Annotated in this window: 30 protein-coding genes and 1 tRNA gene; 19 read left to right on the top strand and 12 right to left on the bottom strand. The window is 48.3% G+C overall.

Features of this window, described 5'->3' with window-relative positions; genetic code table 11:
• Window positions 1–89: 89 nt before the first annotated feature.
• The 5 genes from ACJJIY_RS18130 (at window position 90) to ACJJIY_RS18110 (ending at window position 2,936) form a co-directional block, all read left to right on the top strand.
• Complete coding sequence (locus tag ACJJIY_RS18130; protein WP_444895975.1) at window positions 90–398, top strand: transposase; 309 nt, start codon at window positions 90–92, stop codon at window positions 396–398.
• A gap of 128 nt (window positions 399–526) precedes the next feature.
• Window positions 527–1,252: an IS3 family transposase gene (locus ACJJIY_RS18125; RefSeq protein WP_445359681.1), complete on the top strand. Its 726-nt coding sequence runs from the start codon at window positions 527–529 to the stop codon at window positions 1,250–1,252.
• A 143-nt stretch (window positions 1,253–1,395) separates the two neighbouring features.
• Entirely contained in the window at window positions 1,396–1,746 is a 351-nt protein-coding gene (locus ACJJIY_RS18120; protein WP_444896948.1) for a hypothetical protein, read from the top strand.
• A 106-nt stretch (window positions 1,747–1,852) separates the two neighbouring features.
• Window positions 1,853–2,422 (top strand): HNH endonuclease, encoded by a 570-nt coding sequence (locus ACJJIY_RS18115; RefSeq protein ID WP_444896949.1) that lies wholly within the window; start codon window positions 1,853–1,855, stop codon window positions 2,420–2,422.
• Window positions 2,423–2,552: 130 nt separating this feature from the next.
• Window positions 2,553–2,936, top strand: a complete 384-nt coding sequence (locus ACJJIY_RS18110) for a hypothetical protein (protein ID WP_445358540.1) — start codon at window positions 2,553–2,555, stop codon at window positions 2,934–2,936.
• A gap of 107 nt (window positions 2,937–3,043) precedes the next feature.
• Here ACJJIY_RS18110 and ACJJIY_RS18105 read toward each other — a convergent pair whose 3' ends face one another.
• Entirely contained in the window at window positions 3,044–3,265 is a 222-nt protein-coding gene (locus tag ACJJIY_RS18105; RefSeq protein ID WP_445358539.1) for a hypothetical protein, read from the bottom strand.
• Between the two features lie 42 nt (window positions 3,266–3,307).
• Window positions 3,308–4,315, bottom strand: a complete 1,008-nt coding sequence (gene ltrA, locus ACJJIY_RS18100; RefSeq protein ID WP_445358538.1) for a group II intron reverse transcriptase/maturase — start codon at window positions 4,313–4,315, stop codon at window positions 3,308–3,310.
• Between the two features lie 748 nt (window positions 4,316–5,063).
• Between ltrA and ACJJIY_RS18095 the strand changes: the two genes are divergently transcribed.
• The 6 genes from ACJJIY_RS18095 (at window position 5,064) to ACJJIY_RS18070 (ending at window position 10,401) form a co-directional block, all read left to right on the top strand.
• Window positions 5,064–6,428 (top strand): IS4 family transposase, encoded by a 1,365-nt coding sequence (locus tag ACJJIY_RS18095; protein WP_444896910.1) that lies wholly within the window; start codon window positions 5,064–5,066, stop codon window positions 6,426–6,428.
• Between the two features lie 112 nt (window positions 6,429–6,540).
• The gene (locus ACJJIY_RS18090) at window positions 6,541–6,888 is read left to right on the top strand and encodes a hypothetical protein (RefSeq protein WP_444896950.1); all 348 of its coding nucleotides are present in this window, start codon (window positions 6,541–6,543) and stop codon (window positions 6,886–6,888) included.
• A gap of 184 nt (window positions 6,889–7,072) precedes the next feature.
• Entirely contained in the window at window positions 7,073–8,428 is a 1,356-nt protein-coding gene (locus ACJJIY_RS18085) for an IS4 family transposase (protein WP_444896951.1), read from the top strand.
• A gap of 46 nt (window positions 8,429–8,474) precedes the next feature.
• On the top strand, window positions 8,475–8,975 hold the full coding sequence (locus ACJJIY_RS18080) for a hypothetical protein (protein ID WP_445356232.1): 501 nt from the start codon (window positions 8,475–8,477) through the stop codon (window positions 8,973–8,975).
• Between the two features lie 780 nt (window positions 8,976–9,755).
• A complete protein-coding gene (locus ACJJIY_RS18075) occupies window positions 9,756–10,004 on the top strand; it encodes a hypothetical protein (protein ID WP_444896954.1) in 249 nt (82 codons plus the stop codon).
• A gap of 166 nt (window positions 10,005–10,170) precedes the next feature.
• Entirely contained in the window at window positions 10,171–10,401 is a 231-nt protein-coding gene (locus ACJJIY_RS18070) for a hypothetical protein (protein ID WP_444896955.1), read from the top strand.
• Between the two features lie 105 nt (window positions 10,402–10,506).
• Here ACJJIY_RS18070 and ACJJIY_RS18065 read toward each other — a convergent pair whose 3' ends face one another.
• Entirely contained in the window at window positions 10,507–10,791 is a 285-nt protein-coding gene (locus tag ACJJIY_RS18065) for a helix-turn-helix domain-containing protein (RefSeq protein ID WP_445358537.1), read from the bottom strand.
• A gap of 156 nt (window positions 10,792–10,947) precedes the next feature.
• Here ACJJIY_RS18065 and ACJJIY_RS18060 point away from each other — a divergent pair, with 156 nt between their 5' ends.
• The 3 genes from ACJJIY_RS18060 to ACJJIY_RS18050 all read left to right on the top strand — a co-directional run bounded on the left by ACJJIY_RS18060 (window position 10,948) and on the right by ACJJIY_RS18050 (window position 12,888).
• The gene (locus tag ACJJIY_RS18060; RefSeq protein WP_445358536.1) at window positions 10,948–11,145 is read left to right on the top strand and encodes a hypothetical protein; all 198 of its coding nucleotides are present in this window, start codon (window positions 10,948–10,950) and stop codon (window positions 11,143–11,145) included.
• Between the two features lie 100 nt (window positions 11,146–11,245).
• Window positions 11,246–11,635 (top strand): LexA family protein, encoded by a 390-nt coding sequence (locus ACJJIY_RS18055; RefSeq protein WP_444908054.1) that lies wholly within the window; start codon window positions 11,246–11,248, stop codon window positions 11,633–11,635.
• A complete protein-coding gene (locus ACJJIY_RS18050) occupies window positions 11,635–12,888 on the top strand; it encodes a Y-family DNA polymerase (RefSeq protein ID WP_445358535.1) in 1,254 nt (417 codons plus the stop codon). The genes ACJJIY_RS18055 and ACJJIY_RS18050 overlap by 1 nt, the downstream gene beginning before the upstream one ends.
• 769 nt (window positions 12,889–13,657) lie before the next feature.
• On the opposite strand, the gene ACJJIY_RS18045 is transcribed toward ACJJIY_RS18050, so the two are convergent.
• From ACJJIY_RS18045 to rne, 8 genes are all read right to left on the bottom strand, one after another.
• Window positions 13,658–13,873: a hypothetical protein gene (locus tag ACJJIY_RS18045; RefSeq protein WP_444913268.1), complete on the bottom strand. Its 216-nt coding sequence runs from the start codon at window positions 13,871–13,873 to the stop codon at window positions 13,658–13,660.
• 97 nt (window positions 13,874–13,970) lie between these two features.
• Window positions 13,971–15,188: a DUF2971 domain-containing protein gene (locus ACJJIY_RS18040; protein ID WP_445358534.1), complete on the bottom strand. Its 1,218-nt coding sequence runs from the start codon at window positions 15,186–15,188 to the stop codon at window positions 13,971–13,973.
• 535 nt (window positions 15,189–15,723) lie between these two features.
• Window positions 15,724–16,011 carry a hypothetical protein gene (locus ACJJIY_RS18035; RefSeq protein ID WP_445358533.1) on the bottom strand — a complete coding sequence of 96 codons (288 nt, stop codon included), beginning with the start codon at window positions 16,009–16,011 and terminating at the stop codon, window positions 15,724–15,726.
• A 64-nt stretch (window positions 16,012–16,075) separates the two neighbouring features.
• Window positions 16,076–16,522, bottom strand: a complete 447-nt coding sequence (locus tag ACJJIY_RS18030; RefSeq protein ID WP_444913265.1) for a hypothetical protein — start codon at window positions 16,520–16,522, stop codon at window positions 16,076–16,078.
• Between the two features lie 457 nt (window positions 16,523–16,979).
• Entirely contained in the window at window positions 16,980–17,195 is a 216-nt protein-coding gene (locus ACJJIY_RS18025; RefSeq protein ID WP_282950757.1) for a hypothetical protein, read from the bottom strand.
• On the bottom strand, window positions 17,195–17,713 hold the full coding sequence (locus ACJJIY_RS18020) for a hypothetical protein (protein WP_444913264.1): 519 nt from the start codon (window positions 17,711–17,713) through the stop codon (window positions 17,195–17,197). Before ACJJIY_RS18020 ends, ACJJIY_RS18025 begins: the two co-directional genes overlap by 1 nt.
• Window positions 17,714–17,923: 210 nt before the next feature.
• Window positions 17,924–18,011, bottom strand: a tRNA-Ser gene (locus tag ACJJIY_RS18015).
• A gap of 165 nt (window positions 18,012–18,176) precedes the next feature.
• A complete protein-coding gene (gene rne / locus ACJJIY_RS18010; protein WP_445358532.1) occupies window positions 18,177–21,143 on the bottom strand; it encodes a ribonuclease E in 2,967 nt (988 codons plus the stop codon).
• 784 nt (window positions 21,144–21,927) lie between these two features.
• Here rne and rluC point away from each other — a divergent pair.
• Both rluC and ACJJIY_RS18000 read left to right on the top strand, forming a co-directional pair.
• Window positions 21,928–22,923 (top strand): 23S rRNA pseudouridine(955/2504/2580) synthase RluC, encoded by a 996-nt coding sequence (rluC, locus tag ACJJIY_RS18005; RefSeq protein ID WP_445358531.1) that lies wholly within the window; start codon window positions 21,928–21,930, stop codon window positions 22,921–22,923.
• 14 nt (window positions 22,924–22,937) lie between these two features.
• Complete coding sequence (locus tag ACJJIY_RS18000) at window positions 22,938–23,579, top strand: HAD-IA family hydrolase (protein WP_445358530.1); 642 nt, start codon at window positions 22,938–22,940, stop codon at window positions 23,577–23,579.
• On the opposite strand, the gene ACJJIY_RS17995 is transcribed toward ACJJIY_RS18000, so the two are convergent.
• Complete coding sequence (locus ACJJIY_RS17995; RefSeq protein ID WP_444914007.1) at window positions 23,576–24,172, bottom strand: Maf family protein; 597 nt, start codon at window positions 24,170–24,172, stop codon at window positions 23,576–23,578. The two genes, ACJJIY_RS18000 and ACJJIY_RS17995, sit on opposite strands and share 4 nt — an antisense overlap.
• Window positions 24,173–24,278: 106 nt before the next feature.
• On the opposite strand from ACJJIY_RS17995, the gene ACJJIY_RS17990 reads away from it, so the two are divergent.
• From ACJJIY_RS17990 to plsX, 3 genes are all read left to right on the top strand, one after another.
• Window positions 24,279–24,821, top strand: a complete 543-nt coding sequence (locus tag ACJJIY_RS17990; protein ID WP_108733565.1) for a YceD family protein — start codon at window positions 24,279–24,281, stop codon at window positions 24,819–24,821.
• Between the two features lie 73 nt (window positions 24,822–24,894).
• A complete protein-coding gene (gene rpmF, locus ACJJIY_RS17985; protein WP_108733564.1) occupies window positions 24,895–25,089 on the top strand; it encodes a 50S ribosomal protein L32 in 195 nt (64 codons plus the stop codon).
• 3 nt (window positions 25,090–25,092) lie between these two features.
• Complete coding sequence (gene plsX / locus ACJJIY_RS17980; RefSeq protein ID WP_445356235.1) at window positions 25,093–26,151, top strand: phosphate acyltransferase PlsX; 1,059 nt, start codon at window positions 25,093–25,095, stop codon at window positions 26,149–26,151.
• Window positions 26,152–26,184: the final 33 nt, after the last annotated feature.

Raw genomic sequence — 26,184 nt, 5'->3', positions numbered from 1 at the left:
GCCGGTTATTGAGGCGTTATGCATAAGACTTACCCACGTTTAGTAGACACCCTGTATAGTTAGGTTTAGGCCTAACACGGAGGTGTATCATGGGTAAGAAAAGAACTCAGGCGTATACGGAGGAGTTCCGCAGAGAAGCAGTTAAGAGAGCGGAAAAGCCTGGAGCAACAACGGCTTCTGTGGCGCGAGAGCTAGGCGTCAGCGCACAGCAGATCTACAACTGGCGTCGTCAATTTAATCGACTGTCTGATAAGCAGTTCAATAGTTTAGACGGTGTCGACTATTCCAAACAGGAAAGCGCTGAAGTTCGCAAACTCAAGAAGGAGCTGCATGAAGCTCGTCAGGAGGTTGAGTTTCTAAAAAAGGCAGCTGCGTACTTTGCGAACCACCAAGAGTAAAGTACGCATTGATACAAGAGCATGTAGGGTCATTCCCGGTTAGCTTGATGTGTCGGTGTTTAGAAGTCTCAAGATCGGGTTATTATCGATGGCGGGGGCGATTGCCATCTGCTCGCACGATTAGATAGATACGAACAATCGAGAAAATCCGAGAGACGTTTGCTGAGTTTAAAGGTCGTTATGGCGCGCCTAGAATTGCTTGCGAGCTTCAAGAGTTAGGTGAGCCATGCTCGCGGAACTACGTCGCTAAGCTTATGCAACAGGAACATATTAAAGCGAGAAACGGCAAAGGCTTTCGATATAGTCAGCCCGTGGAGGGGAGCATTAACGTCTCCGCCAACTTACTTAAGCGTTGCTTTGATGTGGATCGACCAAATTGCCGCTGGACCAGTGACATTACGTATATCTGGGTTCTGGATAGGTGGCTATACCTCGCGGTAGTTATGGATCTGTACTCTCGACGTATTGTAGGTTGGGCATTCGACTCCCAGATGACCGATGAATTGACACGTCGAGCATTGAAAATGGCCCTAGAGCGACGACCAATAAAGCCTGGACTGCTAGTTCACTCTGACAGGGGTGTGCAATATCGATCGCAGAAATACCAGGATCTCTTGTCCGAAAGCAAGTGCAAGCCGAGCATGAGTCGCCAGGCTAACTGTTGGGATAATGCGGCAATGGAATCATTCTTTAGCAGGCTAAAAGTCGAGCTGGTCTATGCCAGAACATTCGAAAGCGAAGAGCAAGCAAAATCTGAGGTGTTTGAATACATTGAGATTTTCTACAGTAGGGTTCGTAGGCACTCTGCATTGGGCTATGTAAGTCCAGCAGAGTATGAGCGAAAATACGTATAGTTAGAGTGTCTACTTTTTGTGGGCAAGACCAATGTAATACTTAAATCATGATACTAAACAACATTTTTAAATTAATTATTATTTCTTTCTGTATCTTATTTTTTCGTGGTTGCGAAAACGATAGCACTTCAAAAAGTATAGACATGTCTGAAGTTGAAGCTCTTAACAAGGGATATCCTAAATTATTTGATCTGGGCGATACCGAAGTATTTGTACATCGTCTGAAGGATGATGATTCAGAGGTTTTTGGGGGAACTATTGTAGTTTTAAACGCTATCGCTGAATTCAGCGATCCCAAAGCGGAGGAATGCAATACCATCGCCCAGCCAGGGAGCGTAAAAGAGGAGTTTTTTTATTTTTGGAACAAATGTAATGCAATCCTGTATGGCTACGCTGGCCAAATAGTCCACAATGATGGCTACAAGGGTGCCCAGCCGCTTATAGTGCTCCCACATAAAATCCAGGGCGGAAAGTTAATAATTGAAAACATTTAACAAACAAAGCCACCCGAAACTGCGGGCAATGGCCTAGAAAAACAGGCCATTAAAGCGCCCGGAATTCGGGTGCTTTGGGCGTTAGATTTTCTTATCGGAGAACATAATGAACCAGTCCGCGCTTGAGTGCCTGCATTGTAGCGGCGAAATGCCACCTTTTGTAAAGCCACGGCTGTACTGCTCGCTTGCCTGTGAGCAAGAAGCAGAGCTGATTCGCTATGTTAGAAGATGCACTTTGGATGGACGTATCGAGCAGCCTGATGTCCAGGAAGCAGTTAAAATTAGATTGGCTCACATTATGTCCGGGGGATATGACAAGAAATCTCGCGAAATTTCGCGTGAAGTCAGGGTTAAAGTGCTTCAAAGATCAAAAGGTAAATGTGAGCAGTGTGGCAAAGACGGCCGCGATATCGATCACATTGAGGGCTCCATCGGCGACCTCTCAAACCTTCAGCTCCTATGCAAAGATTGCCATAATCAGAAAACCCAGTTGAGTATCACCCCAGTCGAACCTGGAACAGAACAGTTCGAATACGTTAAAGCTCGTACAGAGAGTTTTTGGCGTTTCGTTCAATCTGAAAAACCTGTGCGAGTTTGTCACGATCACGAAAATTGGAAATCCTGTTGGCGCCAGTATCAGAAAGAGCGTAAAGCATTCACGTTGGCTCTTTCATAAAATCTAACAAACAGCGGCAGAGGGACAGCCAACGCTACGCACCTTTTGTGTTACTCGCTGGCGCTCAAACATTAACACAAAATGTGCTCCGCGCTGGCTGCGCCTGCGCTGGGCGTTAAGTGAATAGAATATGAGACAATTGATACTTCTAATACTAATTTTTACCTCTAATGCGGTTATCGCAGAAACGTTCAAGGAAAAAGCGCTTTGGAAAATGTCTACTTATTACTGTAATGGCAATCCAAATTTCCTTCGATGCGTCAAGCCAGAAGTGCTTGCAGACTTACAAGGTTGTGTTACTTACGTTGTCCAAAACAGTACCGACTGTTCAGCAAAATACTTGAGCAATAATGAAGGTCTTTCCGACAAAGAGCAGATGAAAATCGCAATAGAGTTTACTCAGTGCGCTCTACTGGAAATAATGAAATCTGAGAACGTTAAAGAGTCAGAATTTGAAGAGTGCTTTCAGAAGAGGTATGACGAATCTATACGAAGCCCAATCCTTAAGAAATAGCTCGTATTCTTTTTCGCTCATACTAAATCACTTAAATCGGGTAGCCGGTAGTTTCTAGCTACCGGCCCCCACACCACCCATCGTGCGGGTCCGCAATGGGCGGTTCCCTATCCGTAATGAATCTCTACCCAGCGGTCACGTAAAGAAATCAAGCCCATCTTTTGGAAAAGCTCATTGTTGAGTGCAATATGAATACCTTCGGTCTTTGCATTTCGCCAGTAACTCTTACCGGACGATCCACAAGTGACAGCCAGTGATTCACTCACACCCATGCATAGTAAGTTTCGGACTTTCGTTCTCACTTTACGCCAGTTTTTCCAGTAGTTCATTCTCAATCTTCGTCGTATCCAGCAGTCAAGATCGATACATTTTTAATAGCCTTGCGCTATACCAAAATAATTGATCCAACCACGGAGGAACATGGTAAGTTCTTTCAATTTCTTTTCCATAGAAATACCACGGGATCGCCCTGTAATCTGGCGGATGCGGTATTTAAATTGGAGCAGGGACTTATCATGCCAGACGAGCCTTGCACCGCGAAAAGAGAATCCCAAAAACTTACAGCGGCTGACAGGAACTACTTGGCTTTTAGTATCGTTAACTTTGAGCTTAAGCTTGCGTTCAACAAAGCGTTTAATACTCGCCATAACCCGTTCACCCGCGCGCTTAGAAGCAGCAACAATCACAAAATCATCCGCATAGCGAACAAAATCATGTCGGCGTTTTTCCAGCTCTTTATCGAGCAGGTCGAGTACAATGTTGGAGAGTAGCGGCGATAAAGGGCCCCCTTGTGGCACCCCCTCATGACAGGCTTTCCAGCATCCATTTTCTACACTTCCTGCACGCAAGTAACTTGCGATCAACTTGAGTAAACGCTTATCGCTGATTCTTTGGCCAAGTAAACTCATGAGGAAGTCATGGTTGACCCGGTCGAAGAACTTAGATAAATCGACATCTACGGCTATTCGCTTCCCGCCTTCGATATACTTCTGTAGCTTTTTCACCGCATGATGCTGTGATCGCTTTGGGCGGAATCCATAGCTGAACTCCGAAAAGGTTTTATCGAAACTGGGACCGATGATTTGGGCGATAGCCTGCTGAATAACACGATCAAAGATCGTAGGTATCCCGAGACCACGCCGGCCACCATCTGGCTTGCGAATGTAGACGCGCCTGACGGGAAGCGGCTGGTAATGACCCTGTCGAATAGTCTCGATGAGGTCGTCGCCAACTGCCTTGAAGTGCTGCACAAAATTATCGACAGTAATCCCGTCAATGCCTGCGGCACCTTTGTTGCTTCGCACGTGTTTCCATGCAGCATTAAGATTTTCTTTGCTGAGGATGATTTCAAGCAGATTTTCATTTGAGTTGAGTGTCATGGCAGTGCGCTACGTCAATTTTATATCCGGCTGGCAACACATCGGTAGGCTAGCCCTGTCTTTTAACTCGTGGATTTTGGGTTCAGGCCTTCACCGTATCCAAGGTATTAATCTTGGCATTAGGTTACTATGCCGTCGGCTGACTTCTGTTCAATCACCTTGGCCATTACTGGCTGAGGCGCTGCTGTGTTCCATCAATTTTGGTTACCCCCGCGATGGTGGCTAGCGGGCTGGGCCTACTTATGAGTCAGCGGCCACGCTGACAGCTTTACAGCAGCAGGTTGAACAGATCTCCCCAGATAAGAGCGTGAACTTTCACTACACAACTGCATCATTTACTCTACCCGTTAGACCACATGGCTTCGGTATCCTTGGCTACCTCGCCTCCAGGCTAAGCCTTATATGATGTTTCTGTTCGTCAGCTCGTAGCTTTGCTAGCGGCTTCCTCCCCACAAGACCTCACGGTCTTGCAGTTGCCATTTGCTAGTAGTTAGCATTTAATGGAGACCATTAAACGGTGATCCTCCTACAGGGGACTTTCACCCCATTAGTTCACGCCCATGCTGGGCGTACCAAGTTGATGCTGTTCGCTCTGGCCCTGCGGGCCTCCACCGGACAGTCCACGCTTCACGTGGTCTGCCGCAGATCAAGGCGCTAAGTTTTATACACAAGTTTTTTTAAGTTTTATTATGTAAATCAATAAGTTACAGTTTAGCCCAGTAAGAACTACAGATTTGGCTGGATTATTATGCAGGACTGGGTCATGGACGAAGTAAAAAATCAGGTTATGGGTGATACACGCTTGAATAAGCGCTTGTCTAATATTCTCAGTAATTTAAGTTCAGACCCAAACAATAGCATTCCTTGTGCAAACAAAACTTGGGCAGAAACGTTTGCAGCTTATCGCTTTATAGAAAATGATAAAGTCAACTTTGACTCTATTATGAGCGGTCATAAATCGGCAACTCTTGAGAGAATCAAAGCGCAGCCTGTTGTTCTTATCCCACAAGATACTACCTTTCTAAATTTTGCCACTGACCTAGAAAGTAAAGAGATGGGAACTCTTAGGCGTAAAGAGACCAACCAACAACTCTTGCACACCTCCATCGCGATAACACCATCCAGAGTTAATTTGGGTGTTGTTGAAGGTAGTATGTGGCAGAGAGATAAGGAATCAAGTTCTAATTCCCGCTATACCAAGTCGATAAAGGATAAGGAGAGTCGACGCTGGCTAGACCATTACGAAACGGCTTGTCAGATACAAGAGCACTGCCCTGAAAGCACAATTGTGAGTATTGCTGATAGAGAGGGTGATATTCATGAGTGGTTTCAGCTGGCTGAAGAGCAAAGTGAACAGCGGCGGGCGAGCTATATCGTTCGAGCTAAGGCCAATCGCACTTTAGAGCTCGATGGAGAAGAAACGGTTTTGCTTTGGGATCATATGAACGAGCAGAAATCTATTGGTCTATACGCGGTAGACATTCCCAAACGGAATGGGGAACCTGGAAGAAAAGCCAAAGTCAGCGTATCCACTACTGAGATACGGCTACTTGGAAAAGGAAAATCTAAACGACCACTTTCTCTCTATGCTGTATTGGCTAAGGAATTAAACCCACCAGAGGGTGAAAAAGGCATTGAGTGGATGCTGTTAACTGATCTTCCAGTTGAAGACTATAAGCAGGCGAGAGTCATCATTGAGTGGTATCGAAGCCGGTGGGAAATTGAAACCTATTTTCGGGTGGTAAAAGGCGGATGCCAGATAGAAAGTAATCGTTTTAGAACAGAGCAGCGAATGTTGAACTGTATTGCGATCTATATGATTATTGGATGGCGACTACATTCGATAACTACACAAGCAAAAAGTCTTCCTGATGAACCATGTACGAGTGCTTACTCTGAAAAAGAATGGCGCATGGTATGGATGATGCGAGATAAAAGTTCCCCACCGAATATACCTCCAAGCATGAGAGATATAACGCGTATGCTGGCAGGTCTAGGAGGATTTCTAGGGCGTAAAGGCGATGGCGAGCCAGGGGTTAAAACTGTTTGGCAAGGATATGCTAAGTTGCTCCATTATGTTGAAGCAGCAGAGGTTTTAAATGGACTTAAATAATGTGTATAAAACACAGTCAAGGCGTTATGGGTGCACGATGCTTAGAGTAACTTTATTAGTACTAGCCTTAGCTTTCTCTACGGTAGGGCGGGCTGAGCTAAATGCGAGCTGTGTGAAAGAAATAGGTAGTTTGTATAAAAACTATCTAATGGACGCAAGAATGGAAGTAGACACAGCTAGATACTGGGATATAAAGGGCCATGCATACCTAATGGAAAGCAATGGTGTCCCTAGGTCAGAAGTTCCAGATAGATTGAGAGCATATATTTATTCGGTAGCGCAGCTACATAAAGAAGTAAAGGTTAAGCAAATTCTATTTTCAAAGTGCAGTCAGCAAGGTATGCATGCATACTTTGAAATTGAGCCTGTGAGTCGTGGTCCATATGTATCGGTTCGCCTTAATAATCGAAAAAGAATTATGAACTTGAGCTTTGAAGAGAGTGTACCGAGTGGAAACTGAAGTCCATAACAAGTTACTCAAGTACACTCCGGGCCTTCGGCCCTCCGTGGGGCAGCCTGCACTGCGTTTCGGCTGCCCCTTAGTAAAGCGCTAAGTTTTATACACAAGTTTTTTCAGTTTTATTATAAAAATCAATGAGTTACAGTTTGTGCGTTATAGGGGCTACAAATTTGGCTGGATAATTATGCAGGACTGGGTCAGGGACGAAGTGAAAAATCAGGTTATGGGTGATACACGATTGAATAAGCGCTTGTCCAATATTCTCAGTAATTTAAGTTCCGACCCAAAGGGTAGCATTCCCTGTGCAAATAAGTCTTGGGCAGAAACCTTTGCTGCCTATCGATTTATCGAAAATGATAAAGTCAGCTTTGACTCCATTATGAGTGGCCATAAATCGGCCACTCTTGAAAGAATCAAGGTTCAGCCAGTTGTTCTTATCCCTCAGGATACCACTTTCCTAAATTTTGCTACCGATTTAGAAAGCAAAGAAATGGGAACACTCCGACGCAAAGAGACTAATCAGCAGCTCCTACATACGTCTATCGCTATAACACCATCCAGAGATAATCTGGGCATTATTGAGGGTAGCATGTGGCAGCGAGATAAAGGATCTAGTGCTAATTCTCGCTATACCAAGTCGATACAAGATAAAGAGAGTCGACGCTGGTTAGACCATTATGAATCAGCTTGTGAGATACAAGAGCGCTGCCCTGAAACCACGATTGTGAGCATCGCGGATAGAGAGGGGGATATTTATGAGTGGTTTCAATTAGCTGAAGATCAAAATGAACAGCGGCGTGCAAGCTATATTGTTCGAGCCAAAGCTAATCGTAGTTTAGAGATCGAAGGAGAAGATACGACTTTACTTTGGGACTATATGACCAAGCAGAAGTCCATCGGGAAATACTCAGTAGGTATCCCCAGACAGCCAGAAAGGGAAGCTAAGGTCAGTGTATCCATTGCAGAAGTAAGATTGCAGGGAAAAGGAAAATCAAAGCGACCTCTTTCTCTCTACGCAGTCTTTGCTAAGGAATTAAGCCCACCAGAAGGGGAAAAAGGTATTGAATGGATGCTGCTGACCGATCTTGCAGTTGAGGACTTTAAGCAAGCGAGGATCATTATTGAGTGGTATCGAAGTCGATGGGAAATTGAAACCTATTTCCGAGTGATGAAAGGCGGATGCCAGATAGAAAGTAATCGCTTTAGAACCGAGCAGCGAATGTTGAACTGTATTGCAATCTATATGATTATTGGGTGGCGTCTACACTCCATGACAACACGAGCACGAACGCTTCCTGATACGTCGTGTACGAAATTCTACTCTGAAAAAGAGTGGCGTATGATATGGATAATGCAAGCTAAAACCTCCCCACCAAATGAAGCTCCAAGTATGAGAGATATAACTCGTATGTTGGCAGGACTTGGAGGCTTTCTGGGACGGAATGGCGATGGTGAGCCCGGAGTTAAAACTGTTTGGCAGGGGTACACTAAACTGCTCCATTATATGGAGGCAGCGGAGGCTTTAAATGGACTTAAATGATGTGTATAAAACACAGGCGCGGCGTTAAGCGCAAAGAATCTGATATATGAGCGAGAAAGATCTAATTGCAAACCTTCCAGTTCCTGATGAGTATTTAATTGAACTTGGGAAAATAACAGTCATGTATGGTGCTCTAGAATTCTCGATTGATAGAGCTATTAGTAAATTGGCAGGCTATGAGTCTATGTTAGATTGGCGCGTCTCTGTAATGACGGCTCATTTGACCTTTCAGCAACGTGTAAATGCTCTAGGTACGCTTTTTGAGCAAGTGTCGGAATCTTATCCAAACCTAAGTGGATACGCGAAAGTAATAGAAAGAATAAAGGGCGTTCAAAAGCAAAGAAACAAATTCGTTCACTCCATGTACACGAATGGGGATAAGAGTGAAGTAGGCATATGGTCATTATCAGCAAGGGGCTCTCTAACCATCAAGTCTCAAGATGTCTACATTCAAGAGGTTCGTAACGTTTCAGTAGAAATCGACAAGGTCCGTGTGCAATTAGAAAAACTAATAACAGCATCCGAGTCCTATGAAAAAAGCGCTTAACAAGGCAATCCAGTGCATTCCTGCCGCTGCAAATCGCGGCCCCCATGGGACGGCTACGCTAACGCTTCGGCCGCCCCTGCTGTGGGCGTTATTGTGGCGGTTGGTTTTATTGGTTTTCGTGGCAACTGAAGGTTTAGTGTCACTAAATAGCACCCAGTATTGAGTAATTTTTACTGGTTCATATTCGAGCAGTTTCGTTCCAAGAGTATCCGCTCAGGTACTGCGGAGTTAGGTAGTCCGCTGCAATTTTGCGGAGTGCCATTAAGATAGGAGTGGCGAGGAAGTGTGCAGTTTTATTGATTTGATTATTAAACAATCATTTGGCGGTTTCAATATAGTGTGATACAAAATTTAACTAGTCAAAACATTTGAACTTGGTAAAACTGTTCCCTTTTTTGCTTCAAAAAGGCCGCCAACTTTACCAAGGCGGTTAATTTTTAGGTGGTTTGTAGTTGCTGCAAGTTCCTTTCTTTTCCTGATCACAATTCTCCTTTAAACCTGCATCACGGCTTCGTTCAAGTGTTTTCGTTTTAAGTCAGTAAGCTAGCAGCTACATTACGGAGTGCCAATCAAATAGTTAATTCGTGGGGGAAGTATGGTATTTTTCTCTGTGAATTTATTGGACTGTGGCCATTCAGAGTTGGCTGGCAAATTGCAAGTAGATCGTTCGGTGTGCGCCAGCTATTGCAGGCCAGGCAAGATCGCCTAGTCGGGATCTGGGTTGGACAGCCTACGCTCCGCTTGCTGGTAACATATGTACATATACAGGGTTTTACGGATATGCTTAAAGAATTGAAGAAAAAGAATAGTCAATATTCACAGAAGGAGAGAGTTTGCTACGCACTATTGTCCACTGTTTTGATTTTTATATTTTCATATCTAGTAGCGGGTAGTTTAACGGAGTCAGTTATTCTTCAATACATTGCAGCCTTTCTTGTTGGTATTTTCGGGGGGCTGCTGGGCTTTAGGTGTCCAAAGGCTGTTTATATTTTTGTTCTTGCGTTGCCTCTTTCTTTAGTTGGTAATTAAAACTTAATTTAAACCAGATATATATACGCAAAATTGTATAACAAGCGAAATCACAAAATTAGCACGTCCGTCCCGGTTCTGAGGGTATCCACTAGACAGCCTACGCTTCGCTCGACCTGCCAAAGATCAATACGTTATGGATGTTGAGTATCACGAAGGAAGCTGTATGAATGTTGAAAAATGGGAGGCTACAAGAGAAAAAGGTAAGGCTCGCTTTATTTGGGGAATTGGTTTTTGCTTTTGGGGGCTGCTGACTGCTCTCATGTGGTCCATCACCATGGAAATTGCTGACCCATCAGCCCCAATATGGCTGCGACCTTTGATTGCCTTTATTGGCTTTCCGCTTGGCGGGTTAGGAGTTGCTTATTTTATGTGGGAAACATGCGAGGCAAAGTAGAAGAAAATTAAAAGTTTATCAGATTCATAACATGTGCCTGCAAGACGACCATCAATATACTTGCTTGAAAAACAGTAAACACATTGATGACGCCTGAGGCGGTCGTTATCGCCGACTCTTCCAGAGCTGATAGTCGCTCTCAATTACCCGGTGAATATGCTTGCGAAAACTCTCCGGTAGATGCGAATAAAGTCGAGCAGTAAAAGGGGGAAATGGAATCTGTGCAAAGTGGTGCAGGTTCTCTACCCCGTACACCTCCGCCAAAGTAATCCCAATCGCCTCACACGATACCGGCAGCAGGTCCGCCGGAATTCTTTGTATGCCCGTTTCCATTTTCAAAATTTGAGATGACACAAGCCCCTGCTGCCTTGCCAGCTGTGCAATCGTCACCCTCTCCCGTTTCCGCGCGTTGTGCAGGTGATCGGCTAGTGATCCGGCCTCAAATATCGAGGTGCGTTTGGTGGCTTATCGTCATAAGGCAATAAAGGTAGCCGGTGTTAGATGACACAAGATTGAGATAGGGCTAGTAGTTACAAGGCGTTGAGCATGCCTATGAAAGCGCAAATGGATCAATTACAGAGGGTCGTAAGTCTGTGTGTGGCCCTGGAGTGGGCTACAGGTTGCCCCGATTTAGCGGGAAGGGATGCCGTATTAAAGCTGATGGGTGAGGAAGTGAGCACCACTATCCAAGGTGTTATCTATTCGGCTGAGTCAAAAGGAGGTGGCGGCGCCGAGATGGCTTGAGTACAAAATACCTGTGAGGCCCTGGAGTCACACTGGCTACTTGTCTTTATTGGGTGCTCGCCACTACACTGTATAAAAATACAGTACATTGCTAGAGCACATGAAACTTTCCCCTCTATACGGCAGTGGTGTTAGCTGCGGCTTTCCCTCGCCAGCGGATGACCACAAAGAAGCAGCGCTGAGCCTGGATCAACACTTGATAACCAGCCCGGCGGCGACATTCCTCGCCCGCGCTAACGGCGACTCTATGCAGAACCTCGGCATCTTTGACCGGGATCTGCTGGTAGTCGACCGATCATTAACGCCAATACACGGTGATGTGGTGGTGGTTGCCCTCGATGGGCAGTTAACGTGCAAGGTGCTCGACCGCCAACAGGGCCGCCTGCTATCAGCCAATGATAAATACGCACCGATTCCCATTTGGGAGGGGCAGGAATTGATTGTTGAGGGAGTGGTCAAGGCTTCCGTGCGGTACCACCGGTCCTGCTGATGTTGGCACTGGTTGATTGCAACAGCTGCTATGCCAGCTGCGAACAGATATTCCGCCCCGACCTGCGCGGGCTCCCGGTGGTAGTCCTTTCCAATAATGATGGTTGCGTGGTGGCTCGCTCGAAAGAGGCCAAGGTATTAGGTATTCCTGATTTGCAGCCGTTCTTCAAGATCGAGCATCTGTTGCGAAAGCACGGGGTAAAGATCTTCTCGAGTAATTACGCCCTGTACGGCGATATTTCCCACCGGGTAATGATAACGCTGAAGCAGTACAGTCCAGAGGTTGAAGTCTATAGCATCGATGAGATGTTTCTGGATCTGCATGGGTTGCAAGAGTGTCTGCTGGATTACGGCCAGCAAATAAGGCAAACCCTTTGGCGGGATGTTCGCATGCCGGTGGGCGTTGGCATTGCTCCCAGTAAAACCCTGGCCAAGCTGGCAAATAGAGTCGCCAAGAAGATCCCCAAGTGTCAGGGCGTCTGCGTCTTGGACTCCCCCGCAAAGTGGCAATGGCTGCAGCGGCGCACTGAAGTAGGTGATGTGTGGGGTGTAGGCAGGCGCCTATCAAAGCGACTTGGGCACCTGGGTATCAAGACAGCCTATGACCTAGCACAAGCCAACCCGAAAATTCTACGCAGCCATACGAATGTAAATATTGAGCGCACGATAGAAGAGCTAAATGGCATTAGTTGCTTAAGCCTGGAAGAGCAGCCACCGGCCAAGAAACAGATCTATTGCACACGCTCATTCGGCGAAAAGCTCACCGATCTGCAGCCGATACTGCAGGCCGTCACCTTGTACGCAAGCAGGGCAGCGGAGAAGCTGCGCACTCAGGATTCCCTGGTGAAGTCCGTCCATGTATTCCTGCATACCTCACCCCATGAGCCGCACTACTACAGCCGCAGCACCGTAGTGCAAACCCCTTACCCCACCGATGACACTCGGCTGATAGTGCAGCTGGTAAAGCGTGCGATTACAGAGCTGTTCCTGCAGGGGCATAGATTCCTGAAAGCGGGGGTGGGGCTGGTAGAGCTTATCCCCCGATCACTGGGCCAAGGCGACATGTTCACCACGGGCCAGCCAATACGATCAGGTGAGACCATGCAGGCTATCGATCAGATCAACCAGAGGTTTGGCCGGGGTACCTTGTTTCTGGGAGCTGAAGGTATCGACAAGAAGTGGAAGATGCGACAGGAGCATCGATCGCCAGCCTATACGACTCAGTGGGACCAGCTACCGGAGATTACGGTCTAGCTGCTGCGTAAGCGTATGAGGTCTTTGTAAGGTTAATGGGCGGGCTCTCGTGGAGCCTGCAAAAGAGCTAAATCGACCTAATGTTCGCGGAAAGGGGTAGATGATAAAGACGTTGGTGCGCTGCCGCAGTTGGCGCGTATCGTATAGAGTTTGCGTCATCTGAAACGTTACGGGTTAGCAAAAGATAAGTGGGGGGACTGAGTGGGGGACCACAAAAGGCAGAAACAAAAAAGCCCTGAAAAATCAGGGCGTTCTGTATGAGTAATGGCGGTGGGGCAGGGATTCGAACCCTGGGACCTGTTACAGTCAACGGTTTTTAAGACATCTGTTTAACTTTCCATTGGTACTCAAAATGCCACTAAATGGCGTTATCTTGCGTGAAATCTCCCTTTATTACCCTGTAACCTTCAGTTGTGTTGAGATATTCAGGGCAATGTTTTAGGGGCGATTTTCAGTATTTTTGAGCACAGGCCGCATAGGCCATACTCATTCAAATCCAGAGGCTCATTTAGCTTCTCCAGCTCTCTTTTGATGATGCTTCTCTCTGTATCTTCCGAAAACCCTGGATCAAGAATACTGGGCTTAAGGCCGGTGGTTTGACACTGTTTACATGAAACAATAAAACGCTTTCCACGCCCCAGTCATGTATCAAGGGGGTATGATTTTCCGCGTTTTAAATGTTTGCTATGAGACATATCAAAATGATTATTGTGCCCTTAGATTTTAGTGGATAGCCCTTATGTCAATTGTGTCTGGCAGCAAAGGTGAGTCACTTAACTGTAAAGGTGGCCTGGTCATTAGTGCGGAATAGCTCAAGAGCAAACGGTTGGGCCAGCGTATATACATCTAAAATGTTGTAATCTTTACCTGGCGTAGCTCCGGACTGGATGAGGGCATCCTCAACATTACGAGCTGCAATCATAAGCATGTCTGTTAAGTCTGTTTGATCTACTTCTTCAAATCTTTGAATCAGTGGCTTTGGCATTTTATATCCTCATTTAGCACTATCGTAGTCGGTGGATGCGAGTAACAAATAGTTTTTGCTATCCTGCTTTCGGATAGCGCAGTCGGCTCAACTATAATTATTTAGACTCAAGCCATTTGCCATTATCTAGCGGTTCCTCCATTCCATAGTAATCTTCCAGAAATCCTCTGATCGTAGTGTCTACCATATAGGGGGATATGTTGATTTTCTTTATCATTGCATCTCTGATTAAGTCCCCCATCCAGTTCAGAACAGAGCAGCCAAATTGCTTAGTGTCCAAGTTAATATTTTCACCTTCTTTGTGTAAAAAAGCAGGTAATAAATCAATGTAGGATTTTGGGACTTTGTGGTATTCCAATGCTTTAATTAAAGAACCTTGATCGTTTTTATATACTGCTGCATTGAGACATTTAATCTTATTTGTTCGGTCCCAGTTGTTGGGGTCATGAACGGCAGTAAATAGTGATCTGGTATTCTTTGGAGGAGTCCATTTGTCTTGTTCTATGAAATCTAATTTGAACTCCTCATTATGCATTTGAGCGAAATTTATAGTTACATTTTCATAGTGAGGGTGATTTTTCTTTGCATCGTTAAATTCGTCAATGATTTCTTGGTGGATATTATTTTGATTTCCATTATCTTTGTTTTCGCCATAAGTTCTACATCCTAAATAGACTCCTTTTATGGCTTCAACTGGTAGAGGAAACAAAAATATTGATTTTCTATCATTGGGGTCCTTTTCGACGTTTCTAGTCACAGCAATAGGAATATTATGATCCCCATTGAAGTCAAGAATCATTCGGTACTCTTCCTCATATCTCCAGTCAGTGCTTTTTACAAAAAAACGATCATAAGCTGATTCCATAGTTGAGGCGGATTCGTGTCTATCAGTTCTGTACTGGACTTTCCATGGCTTACCTTTATGGCGGCATAAAGATGAATTTTTTCGAGACATGGGGATATCTTGTTTGAAAAACTTATGTTCCATGTCGAATTCTAAAACTATCCCTTGGTGTTCATTCGCATAATGGGACCACATGAGCAAGTTGTCATTCCTTGCAGTAAGACATAATATACCTATGTCGATATACTTAAATTGTAAGTCCTTCAGATTCCAATTTTCGATAATGCTAGAAGAAACTCCATTGCCATGAATTTTTTGCTTGATAGATGAGAGTTGAGGAAATCCTTCGAATGGGTCGTTGAAGGTTTCAGGTTGAGAAAAACGTAACATTGGTGAATTGAAAAAATTGTTACCAGGTCTCCAGGGCATATACTTGAATAGTGATTTCTCACTAGGTGGTGTTAATATCATCTACCGGAATCCATCTTGCTAGTTTCTAAGAAAAAATTAATTATTTAATGGCAACTTAGAATATCACTTATAGCTTCATTCCCTAAAGTGAATTCTTTCAATGGCGCTCTAGCGAGCTAAGCGCACTCCTCTCCACCATATCCTCCGGCGACAAATGCGCATAGCGCATAGTCATCTCTATAGTGGAATGGTCCAAAATCTTATTTAGAGTGAGAAAATGAAATTTCTTCATTTTTGGAATGTTCTCTGTGGTAACGGTTGACTTCCTCTTCTGGGGTGGATTCCTTTAGTGGGAAATCAGGAAAGTATTTTTTAAGAAGTTTATCCGTAATTCATGGCTGATACCATCTGTATTGAATTTGGCATAGCCTTCAAAGGGGTCATTGAGGCTTGTAAAATCAGCAAACCATATGTAATTTTTATGTAAGGCATAAAAGTCTCTTTCGGTCCCGAATCTAAATTTAAACGTTCTAATACTCATTCACTGCACCCTTAGATACATAGATGTTTTACGACAGTGGGGGATTCATGGTGTTTATGCATGACTTCCCTGATTTGATCTGTGAATAATGTAGGTTTCATGTCTGATCTTTATTTCTTTGTATCCATATATGAAATTGACCAAAGGAGTTCCATAGCCAATCAGTATGGTTGCCACTTTCATTCCAGGATTAGGAGAGGATGTAAATATAAGCTCCATCCCTCCAAAGAAAGTGAGCCATGTAACGCTAGCTAATATTAAAGTTATAGATAGATAGTTTTTAACTAGTGTTGCCTTGAAAAACTCTTTTTTCTTAATTAATTTGAAAAATAATTTTCTCATGGGGTGGTGCTCTTTTTTTATTTTCGAGTTGGGTTGGTCAGCGTGCTAGCTGATGCGCTGGCTTTTACAAAGGTTTGGGTGGGGGAAGAGGCGTCGTCATCGCCAAATACTTTCCGGCGGAGGGGTTATATAGTTGGATATCTATTATTATTCTATCGGTAACACTAGCCGTGGTTACAGTGTGATGCTCTCTTGACTGTATATATTTTTCGCTACCCCATAGACAGGTTGCTTGTATGCCCTCTTCATTAATTAAAGAAGTAACTGCGATTTTTTGTCCAAGGTTTGCTCCAGGTATTAATATTTCACACTTGCGAGAAGGGGATTCACCAACCAAAATCAGGATGCCATTATCACTGTTCCTCGCTTCCATAATACTGAGTTGGTCTGGATCAATTTCTATTAGGTTATCTGCTGTTGGATAGATTTCATTTCCTTTCATTGCATCCTGGCAGCCAGATAAGGCAAGCAAGCAGGTACCAACCTTCAACAAACCCATAAAAATTCGCATAACCAGCTCCCTCTGATTTTCTATGGTTATTAATTGTGCAGAAAAAAGTGGCGCCAGTCACTCCTCCCCACGCCTGCCGATTTTGGGCGCTCTTTTAGTTGATGGAATGGCACATGAGGCTAGGGCCTGAGCTGGTGCAGGGTCTACAGCCAATGGGGATTTCACAAAATGAAAGGTTTTGAAGCGCTTTGAACAGATTTTTCACTGATCAGAACCTCAGAATACTGGTACGGGCTACAAGGGAAGAGGGCGACAGGAGCATCTTTGTAGCTAGGGCTGGCGCGCTCTGACTTGATTTGTAATGGCGGCGTTGGTAGGCGGTTATCTTGTGCCTGTCCCTTTCTTGACCTCAGCTAATGCCTTTGAGATCGCTTTCTTTGCCTTTGTATACGAACTCTTAGGGTCTGCTTCATTGGGTAGAACAGTGAACTGTTTTTCTTTGTCGGTTAGCGGCTTGTTACTCATCGTCATGGTCCTTATCGAGATCAATGATCATTTTTCCGTCTTTGTCACTTTTGCCGGATGCCAAGCCTTCAGGCTCTTTGATCTTGCCTTTCTCTGCTCTCATTTGTTGAGCCAGCTTCTTTAGCCCAGCTTTTGCTCGCTCCTCTTTGGAAAGCCCTTTGAGCTTTTCATCATGAGCAGTATTGAAGTCTTTGATTTTGTCGTTCATCAAATAATTCTCCGGGTACAGCTGTCGCTTTTGGGGTCGTACTGGAACCCTTTGTGTTCATAGTAATCTCGGACATCACTATTTATGGGGTGCATGATTTTCACATGCGTAGCGCCGAGAAGAGTGGCATAGGCGTATAGGGCCAAATAGGTTAGGTCTAAATGTGGTTCCCCAGCTTCTGGTGATTTCTCGATGTAGTCCAGCCTTAGCCCTGTAGCGTGATAGGTTGGGCGCCCCATAGCGAAGCCTACTAGACGGTTCCCAGCCCAAGTAGCAGATTCAAATCGTTTAGGGAACTTGAGTTTCCAGCTTATCCAGGAAGAAGGCCAGTCCCAATCAACCTTCCGATTGGGGTGATTCTCCCAATGCCGGAAAGCCGCGTAGGAGGCGCTATCGACAAGTGCAAGGCGGGTATCCGGTAGATCCAGTGCCTCATTGGCCATTTGGATCGATTGCCGTCTGAGTTCGGTATACCTGCGCTCTAGTTCCTCGCGCATGCTCAGCTTATAGGCTGCCATATAAACTCCTTTTCAAATGGCTTTCTGCTTTTTTCTTTCAGCTTGGAGAAGGGTATCGGCGCCATGAAGACATGCACTTCCCGCCTCCCTGGCAGTAAGAGATATTTTTGTGTTGAGACTTTGTTGAGACGTGAACGAAAAAGGGCGGTACCAAGGAAATTGGTACCGCCCTTCTGATGCTTGTAAGTCTATGATTTACAAGACTTTATATGGCGGTGGGGCAGGGATTCGAACCCTGGGACCTGTTACAGTCAACGGTTTTCAAGACCGCCGCTTTCGACCACTCAGCCACCCCACCAAATTGTGCTGCGCATTATACATAGCTTCTCGGGATGTACAAGCGCCATTTTGATTTTTTTTATATAGTTCAATAAGTTAGGTGATTTATTGACCAGCTCAAGGCTTGCTGTCAGGTTGATAAGGCCGCCCCGGCCATTGGCCGGGGCGGCTTGGCAGCTACCGCTTAGCTCGCTTCTGCAGAGTCGCGATCGATATCTGCGTTGGCATCAACTTCTACGGCCTTGCGGCTGATACGCGGGTCGTTGGCCGGGCGGGCGAGGGCGCGTGGATTGTGCTCAATCGCTGCCGGCTGCGCGGTATCCAGAGGCTGCTGGGAGCCCACTTCACGGCGCTCAGTAACAATTGAGAATTCACCCAGTGGTTTGGGGTTGATGCGCGGATCATTTACTGCGCGTCCCTGGCTGGGTGCGGTCGGTTCCTCTTCGGAAGCTGCCTGCTCGGCGGCAACAATTTCTTCCTGAACTTCCGGCTCGCTGGTGCCTGCCTGTTCCTGCAAAGCTTCAGCTGCAGCTTGTGCTTCTTCAAGCACGATTTCTTCTGCTGCTTCTACTTCTGGCTTGGCAGGAGTGGTTTCAGCTTTGGGGGCAGCCGGAACTTCTGTCGTGGTGGCTTTTTGTTCTGGCGCTTGCTCTACAGGCTTGGCCGGCTCGGCAGCTGGCGCAGCTGCTTTTTCTACCGGGGTAGCTTTGGGCTTGGGCTGAGTAGGCTGCTGTTGCTGCTCGGAGGCGGCTGCTTTGGCTGCCTGCGGGGCGCTTTGTGGTTGGGCTGCAGGCTTCTGGGTCTCTCGTGCTTCAGATTTTTCCTCGTGAGCAGTTCGCACCGGCATTGTGATGGCGGGCTGAGCTGCTTGCTTGGGGGCTCTCTGAGGCTTGTGAGAGTCTTTCGCCTTTGGCTTGGGCGCCTCGGTACGAGCCTCTTTTACGACTTCCTTGGTCTTGCGGGCTTCGCTTTCAGCTTCGTCGATGGCTTCGTGAACTTCGCGATTCAGCTCTTCCTGGCTGTGAGCTACCGCGGTTGCTGCGGTGTTCTCACTGCGGCGTCCGCCGCGACGGCGCGCCTGAGGGCGGCCGCGCACATTGCTCGGGCGGCGAGCTGGACGCTGCTGATCGGAAGTGTCTCCAGTCTGTTCGTTGGTATCAACGGTATTTTGGACTTCAGCAGTTTGAGTGCGGTTGTCGCTGCGGCGGTTGTCGTTGCGGCGACGGCGACGTCTGCGCTGACCTTCACCTTGGCGATCGGAGGCGCTGTCATGCTCGTCCAGCTTGGCGCTGCGCTTATCTTCGCGCTGGTCGTCGCGCTTATTGTCTTCGCGGCGATCATCCTTGCGGCGCGCGGGGCGGCCGCTGCGGTTGTTGCGATTTCCGCGCTGGTTGCGATTGCGGTTGCGCTGCTGGTAGTCCTTGCCACGGCCTTTGGACTTTTGATGCTTCTTCGGCTCTTCCTCTTCTGCGGTGAAGAAGGAGGCGATAGCGCTAATCAATCGGCTGAAGAGTCCAGGCTCTTCCTTTTTCTCCGGAGTGGGTGCTGGAGCGGTGTGGGCAATTTGCTGCACGGCCGCTTGTACTGGAGCTGGACGCTGTGGCTTTTCCTCTTTCTTGGTCACTGTTTCTTCGGCAGTGCCAGAAATCTTGTAGGAAGTTTCCAGGGTGGCAGTGTCATCGTCACGGAGGCGCTGAACTTCAAAGTGCGGCGTTTCCATTTCCGCGCTGGGTACAACTACTACGCGAGTGGAATTGCGGGACTCGATCTGGGAGATCGTTTTGCGCTTTTCGTTCAGCAGGTAGGTTGCGACATTCACCGGAGTGATTGCACGGATCTCGGCGCTGCGCTCTTTCTTCGCTTCCTCTTCTACCAAGCGGAGAATGGAGAGGGCCAGAGACTTGGTGCCGCGAATGGTGCCTTGACCGCTACAGCGGGGGCAAACGCGGAAGGTGGTTTCACCCAGGGATGGGCGCAGGCGCTGGCGGGACATTTCCAAAAGTCCGAAGCGGGAGATGCGGCCAACCTGAACGCGGGCGCGGTCCATGCTGAGGGCCTTCTCCATGCGCTTTTCAACTTCGCGCTGGTTGGACTTGCTCTGCATGTCGATAAAGTCGATTACAACCAGTCCGCCCATGTCGCGCAGGCGCAGCTGGCGAGCGATTTCGTCGGCGGCTTCCAGATTGATATTGCGCGCGGTCTCTTCGATATCGCCGCCCTTGGTTGCGCGGGAGGAGTTGATATCGATAGATACCAAGGCCTCGGTCACATCGATAACGATGGAGCCACCGGAGGGGAGCTTTACTTCGCGCTCGAACGCTGTCTCAATCTGGCTTTCAATTTGATAACGATTGAACAGCGGAATGGCGTCTTCGTAGTACTTCACCTTATTGGCGTAGTGGGGCATTACCTGGCGGGCAAACTCTGCGGCCAGCTCAAAGGCGCCTTTGTCGTCGACAATAACTTCGCCGATATCATCGCGCATGTAGTCGCGGATGGCGCGGATAATGACGTTGCTTTCCTGGAACAGGAAGTGGGGCGCTTTGGAGGTATCAGCTTCTTCCTTGATGGCATTCCAAAGTTGCAGCAGGTAGTTGAGGTCCCATTGCAGTTCGTCACCGCTGCGGCCAACGCCGGCGGTACGCACGATGATGCCCATGCCTGAGGGGACATCTACACTGGCCAATGCATCGCGGAGTTCGGAGCGCTCATCACCTTCAATGCGGCGGGAGATACCGCCGGCACGAGGATTGTTGGGCATTAACACCAAGTAGCGGCCGGCGAGGCTAACAAAGGTGGTGAGGGCAGCGCCTTTGTTGCCGCGCTCTTCTTTGTCCACCTGGACAATAACTTCCATGCCTTCTTTGACAACATCTTTGATTTTGATGCGGCCTTCGATGTCTTTGGGCTGCTTGAGGAAGTACTCGCGAGAGATTTCTTTCAGGGGGAGGAACCCGTGGCGCTCTTCGCCGTAGTCGACGAATGCAGCTTCGAGGGAGGGTTCTACACGGGTAATCTTACCTTTGTAGATGTTCGCTTTTTTCTGCTGGCGGGTTCGGTTCTCAATATCTAAATCATAGAGCCACTGGCCGTCGACCAGGGCAACACGCAACTCTTCAGGTTGGGTTGCGTTGATTAGCATTCTTTTCATGCGTGTCGTTTTCCTTGCGTTGCGCAAAGGTGTGACACCGCTACTCACAGGCTTGCTTGTTGGCTGTCCGGTGGAGAGGACCACCAGGCAGGGCAGGGAAAATAAGGTATGCCAGCTCTACCGCGCCATGGATCTATGCGGCTTGTTGAGACTGGCATTTGCCTATTATTCGCTCTGCAAAAACTCCGGATACGCGCTGTTATTGTGCTATCCGTTGGTACCTTTAATACCTTTTGTTAGTACTGCCCTGTACCGGTGCTGCAGGCTTCTGCAGCAGGGTTGGGCGCCGCCCCTTGGTTTGTTTCATGCTGGGCGGCAAGGTTTGCGTCAATCATCAGAGGTTCTGCAGTTCAGCTTTTGGCTGATACCCATTCTTCTTAATTTTTTTACCAGGCTTGCGGAAGCTGTGCTGCCCTGGTTGCCAGTTCGGTTGCTGGCTCGTCGTATTCTGCAAAACCGGACGCAAGTTTGAGTCGTCCTTTCAAGCGCTGCGGGTCACGGCCCGTCTTACCTTCGCGATAATTACCCGCATAACCGCGGGCTGTTGTTGCCGGTGAGCTCCCCTCTGGTTCTGGTAATTGGGGGACATCTCAACGGCTAAGTTTTATCAATGACGCGGCATCCCCGCGCACCGACCGAATGGGGTATTTTCGTTGGGGTCACGGCTATCTCTTCATGTGGGAAGTCGCCTTTGACCGAAAATACGCCGAATTCAGGCCGGCCGAATATAGCATGGGCAGGGAGGTGCTTCAATTGTATCCCTGGCAACGCTATGATGCGCGTCATGCGAAGTATACCCCACCCTAAGAAGGCTCCGGCCGAGACCCCATCAAAGACCTCGAATCCATCTGGCGGCGTGCAGCTTTTAACTGTACCTGAAGAGCTGGCGGGACAGAGGATCGACAATTTCCTCCAGGCGCGCCTCAAGGGTGTGCCGCGTTCACGTATATACCGAATCCTGCGTAAGGGTGAGGTAAGAGTAAATAAAGGACGAATAAAGGCTGAATACAAGTTAAAGGCGGGCGATGTGGTGCGAGTGCCGCCAATTCGTGTTGCCGAGCAGGCTGAGGCCCCTCTCGCTGGTGAATCTCTGCGCCAGCTGATCCAAGAGTCCATACTTTACGACAAGCACGGGCTTATGGTGATCAATAAACCGTCGGGCCTTGCAGTCCATGGCGGCAGTGGTGTCAGATTGGGCCTGATTGAAGTTTTGCGTCAGATGTTTCCGCAAAGCCCGTTTATTGAGTTGGTGCACCGCTTGGACCGGGATACCAGTGGCGCCATCATGGTGGCCCGCAAGCGCGCGGTATTGCAGCATGTTCAGTCGGAGTTGCGGGCGGGAAAGATCGGTAAATCGTATCAGGCATTGGCAGTGGGCAAGTGGCCCCGAAGTCGCCGCATTGTTGAGGCACCTTTGCGCAAGAACACTTTGAAAAGCGGCGAGAGAATGGTGACAGTGCACCCTGAGGGCAAGCCTTCAGAGACTCGCTTTAAGTTGATTGAGAGATTTAAGGCAGCGACTCTGCTTTCCGCAGAGCCGGTCACCGGGCGAACACACCAAATTCGAGTTCATGCTCAGTTTGTTGGTTGTCCTCTGGCGGGCGACAACAAGTACACCTCGGACGAAGTCAATCGTGAATTTCGCGGTCGCGGTCTGAAGCGTCTCTTTTTGCACTCGGCTTCAGTGCGCTGCTCTTTGCCAGATGGCTCCAAGGTTGAGGTGGAGGCTCCACTCCCTGCGGAGCTGAGTGCAGTGCTGAATAGATTAAGGGAAGAGTAGGGCGTTCTTTTGTTATGTTGGTAATCCTCGATTGGGACGGGACGGTTTGTAATTCTGAGGCGCGTATCGTCGATTGTATGTTGCGGGCAGCAGATAGAGCCGGTTTGCCGGTGCTTGCCCCGGAAGCGGTTAGCAACATCATCGGGCTTGGTCTGCCGGAGGCGATATCCTCTCTGTTTCCGGAGGCTGCCAGTGAGGAAAAACTCACGTTGCGCCAACTTTACTTTGATGAGTGGATGGCGGCCCGGGTTGAACCCTTGCCGTTATTTGAGGGGGTCCTGGATACCCTGGACCAGTTGCTGTGCGGTGGTCACCAGTTGGCGGTAGCGACTGGGAAGAGTCGGCAGGGGCTCAATCGGGAATTTGAGGAGCACGGCCTCGGCCACTTGTTTGCCGCCAGTCGTTGTGCGGATGAGACCGCTTCCAAGCCTGACCCGCTGATGCTGAATGAGTTGCTACATGAGACCGGAACCGGTCCGGAGCAGGCGGTAATGGTAGGGGATACCGTATACGACCTGGAAATGGCGGCGGCGATCGGCATGCCCTCTATCGGGGTGAGCTATGGCGCTCATTGCCCAACCCGACTGCAGGGGTGTGGCCCCAAGGTTGTTATCGATCGCTTCTCTGAGCTGCTCCGCTGCCCGCCACTCTTTTAGGTGGCCTGCGGGCCCAATGGATCTATGCCAAAGTGGTTCAGCATATCGGTAAGGCGGATTAGTGGCAGCCCAACCAGGGTGTTGAGATCTGCCCCTTCAAGCCTCTCAAACAGGGCGATACCTAGCCCTTCCACCTTAAAAGAGCCGGCGCAATCGTAAGGTTGTTCCAGCTCTACATATCGTTCAATTTGCTCTGTGCTCAACTGCCGAAAGTAGACGGTGAAGGTTTCCGTATCGCCCAACTGCTCTCCGCTTGCGCTATTCAGCAGGCTCAAGCCGGTGTGGAATATCACTTTTTTGCCGTTGCAGGCTTGCAGCTGGGCGATGGCGCGCTCCCTACTGCCTGGCTTGCCAAGTATTTGACCGTCGCAAGAGGCAACTTGATCTGAACCGATAATCAGTGATTTCGGGTGGCGGCCAGCCAGGGCGCGCGCTTTCTCTGTGGCGAGGCGCAGGGCGAGTGCAGCTGGCGCTTCCCCCGCCTGTGGTGCTTCATCTATATGGGGCGAATCCTGCTGAAAGGGGATGCCAAGCTGTTGTAGTAGGGTTCTGCGGTAAGGAGAGCTGGAGGCTAGTATCAGAGGGTGGGGCATTCTGGTGGATTTTCCGCTGGGTCGAATAGTGGTTTGTGACCGGGCGATACTGCAATGCCTGATTTGTTTTGACAAGGCTAAGGTGAGTCCATAGAATTGCGCGCTTATGTCGATAGCCCCCTCTAAATCAGTATTGCCAAAGAGCATTGATGCTCGGAAATTGGTACAGCGAGAGCAGTTGCTCGATGGTGTTTTGCCGTTGGAGTCCCTGCCTCGGGTTGGTAGCGCAGTTGAGTCTGTCCACGGAGAGATTTCTGCTGAATTGCAGTTTGAGCGAGACTTGCAAGGTCACCAAACGGTGAGCGGCAAGGTTCAACTTGCAGTTGACCTCTTGTGTCAGCGCTGTTTGTCACCGGTCCATGAGCAGATCGAGGCACAGTTTAGCTGGGGTATCGTATGGACTGAGGAGCAGGGTAAGGCCCTGCCCAAAGATCTGGACCCGGTGATCCAGGACGGCGATGAGCTGGACTTGCACCAGATCCTTGAAGATGAAATTTTGCTCAATTTGCCAATGGTGGCTTATCACCAGGAAGAATGTGTCTCCAAGGAGAGCTTTCATTTTGGTGGCGAGGTTGCCGAGGCGGATGAGCAACAGGCAAACCCCTTTAAAGTGCTGGAGCAGTTGAAGGGTTCGTCGGGTAAATCCTAGGTTTCCCGATGAGTTTGGGCTCGCCGGTAGGCGCCCCGGTTCCAGCGAAATTTGTTTATTTTAGGAGCTAGCAATGGCTGTTCAACAAAACAAGAAGACTCGTTCCCGTCGCGGTATGCGCCGTTCCCACGATGCGCTGGGCGCAGGTGCTACCCTTTCCGTCGATCCGACTACCGGTGAAAAGCACCGTCGTCACCACGTGACCAAAGACGGTTTCTACCGTGGTCGCAAAGTGATCGAAGTTAGCGGCGGCTCTGAAGAAGAGTAAGCTTTGTCCAGCCAATTGCGATTGGCCGTGGATGCAATGGGCGGGGACTTAGGTCCCCGCTCTGTCGTTCCGGCATGTATTAGATTTCTTCAAAACTTCCCTGAAGCGCAGCTAAAGCTATTTGGCCCGCGCGCAGAGCTTCAAGCTCTGGTTCATCAAGAGTTGCAGCGCCATCGCCGCCGCGTTACCCGCCGTCTCGAAATTATCCATTGCGGGCAAGTCATCACTCAAGAGTGCAATCCGTTGCAGGCTGTTCGCCATAAGCGCGATTCAACCATGGCGATGGCCCTGAAGAGTGTTGCATCGGGAGATGTGCAAGCTGCAGTTACCTCCGGCAATACCGGCGCTTTGTTGGCGTTGAGTCGCAGTATTCTCGGTAATATCCAAGGTGTTAGGAAGCCGGCGCTCGGTAAGTCTGTACCTTCAGGTATGGGTTCCTGCTATCTTTTGGACCTTGGTGCCAATGTGGATTGCAGTGCTGAGGATTTGCTTCAGTTCGCCCGTATGGGGATAGAGGCTCAGCGGATTCATACTGCCCGCAAGAGTGTGAAGGATATAAAGGTGGCGCTGCTCAATATTGGGGCGGAAGCACATAAGGGTAGCGCCGAAATACGCCGTGCAGCGGAGCTGCTCGATGCGGACCCCGGGGTCAATTATGTTGGCTTTGTTGAGGGGCATGATATTTTTACCGGCTCGGTAGATGTGGTTGTTTGCGACGGCCTGATGGGTAATGTCGCGATGAAATCTGCCGAGGGTGTGATTCGACTAATGGGTCAAAAAGCGTTCACAATCGAGAAAAGAGGGTGTTTCAAGCGTTTTTTTGGCCAATTGGCCATAAAGCTGTTGCGAAAATGGCGTACACAGGTGGAACCTGCTCGCTATAATGGCGCCAGCTTTGTAGGGGTAAAGGGCAACGTGATCAAGAGTCACGGCGGTGCCAGCAGCGAAGCTTTTTATCGGGCGATGGTTACGGCGAAGGAGTGTGCCGATGCTGACCTGGCAGCCAGGGTCGATGCCGCTATGGCACAATCCGGCGAAAGACGCTCCATGGATGAAGGGTAAAAAGCAGTTTCCCTTACTGAAATCAGCCACATT

It is taken from the genome of Microbulbifer maximicatervae (SeqCode), assembly GCF_052468155.1.
The sequence above is the reverse complement of the archived record's forward strand: the minus strand, read 5'-3'. Positions and strand labels throughout refer to the sequence as shown.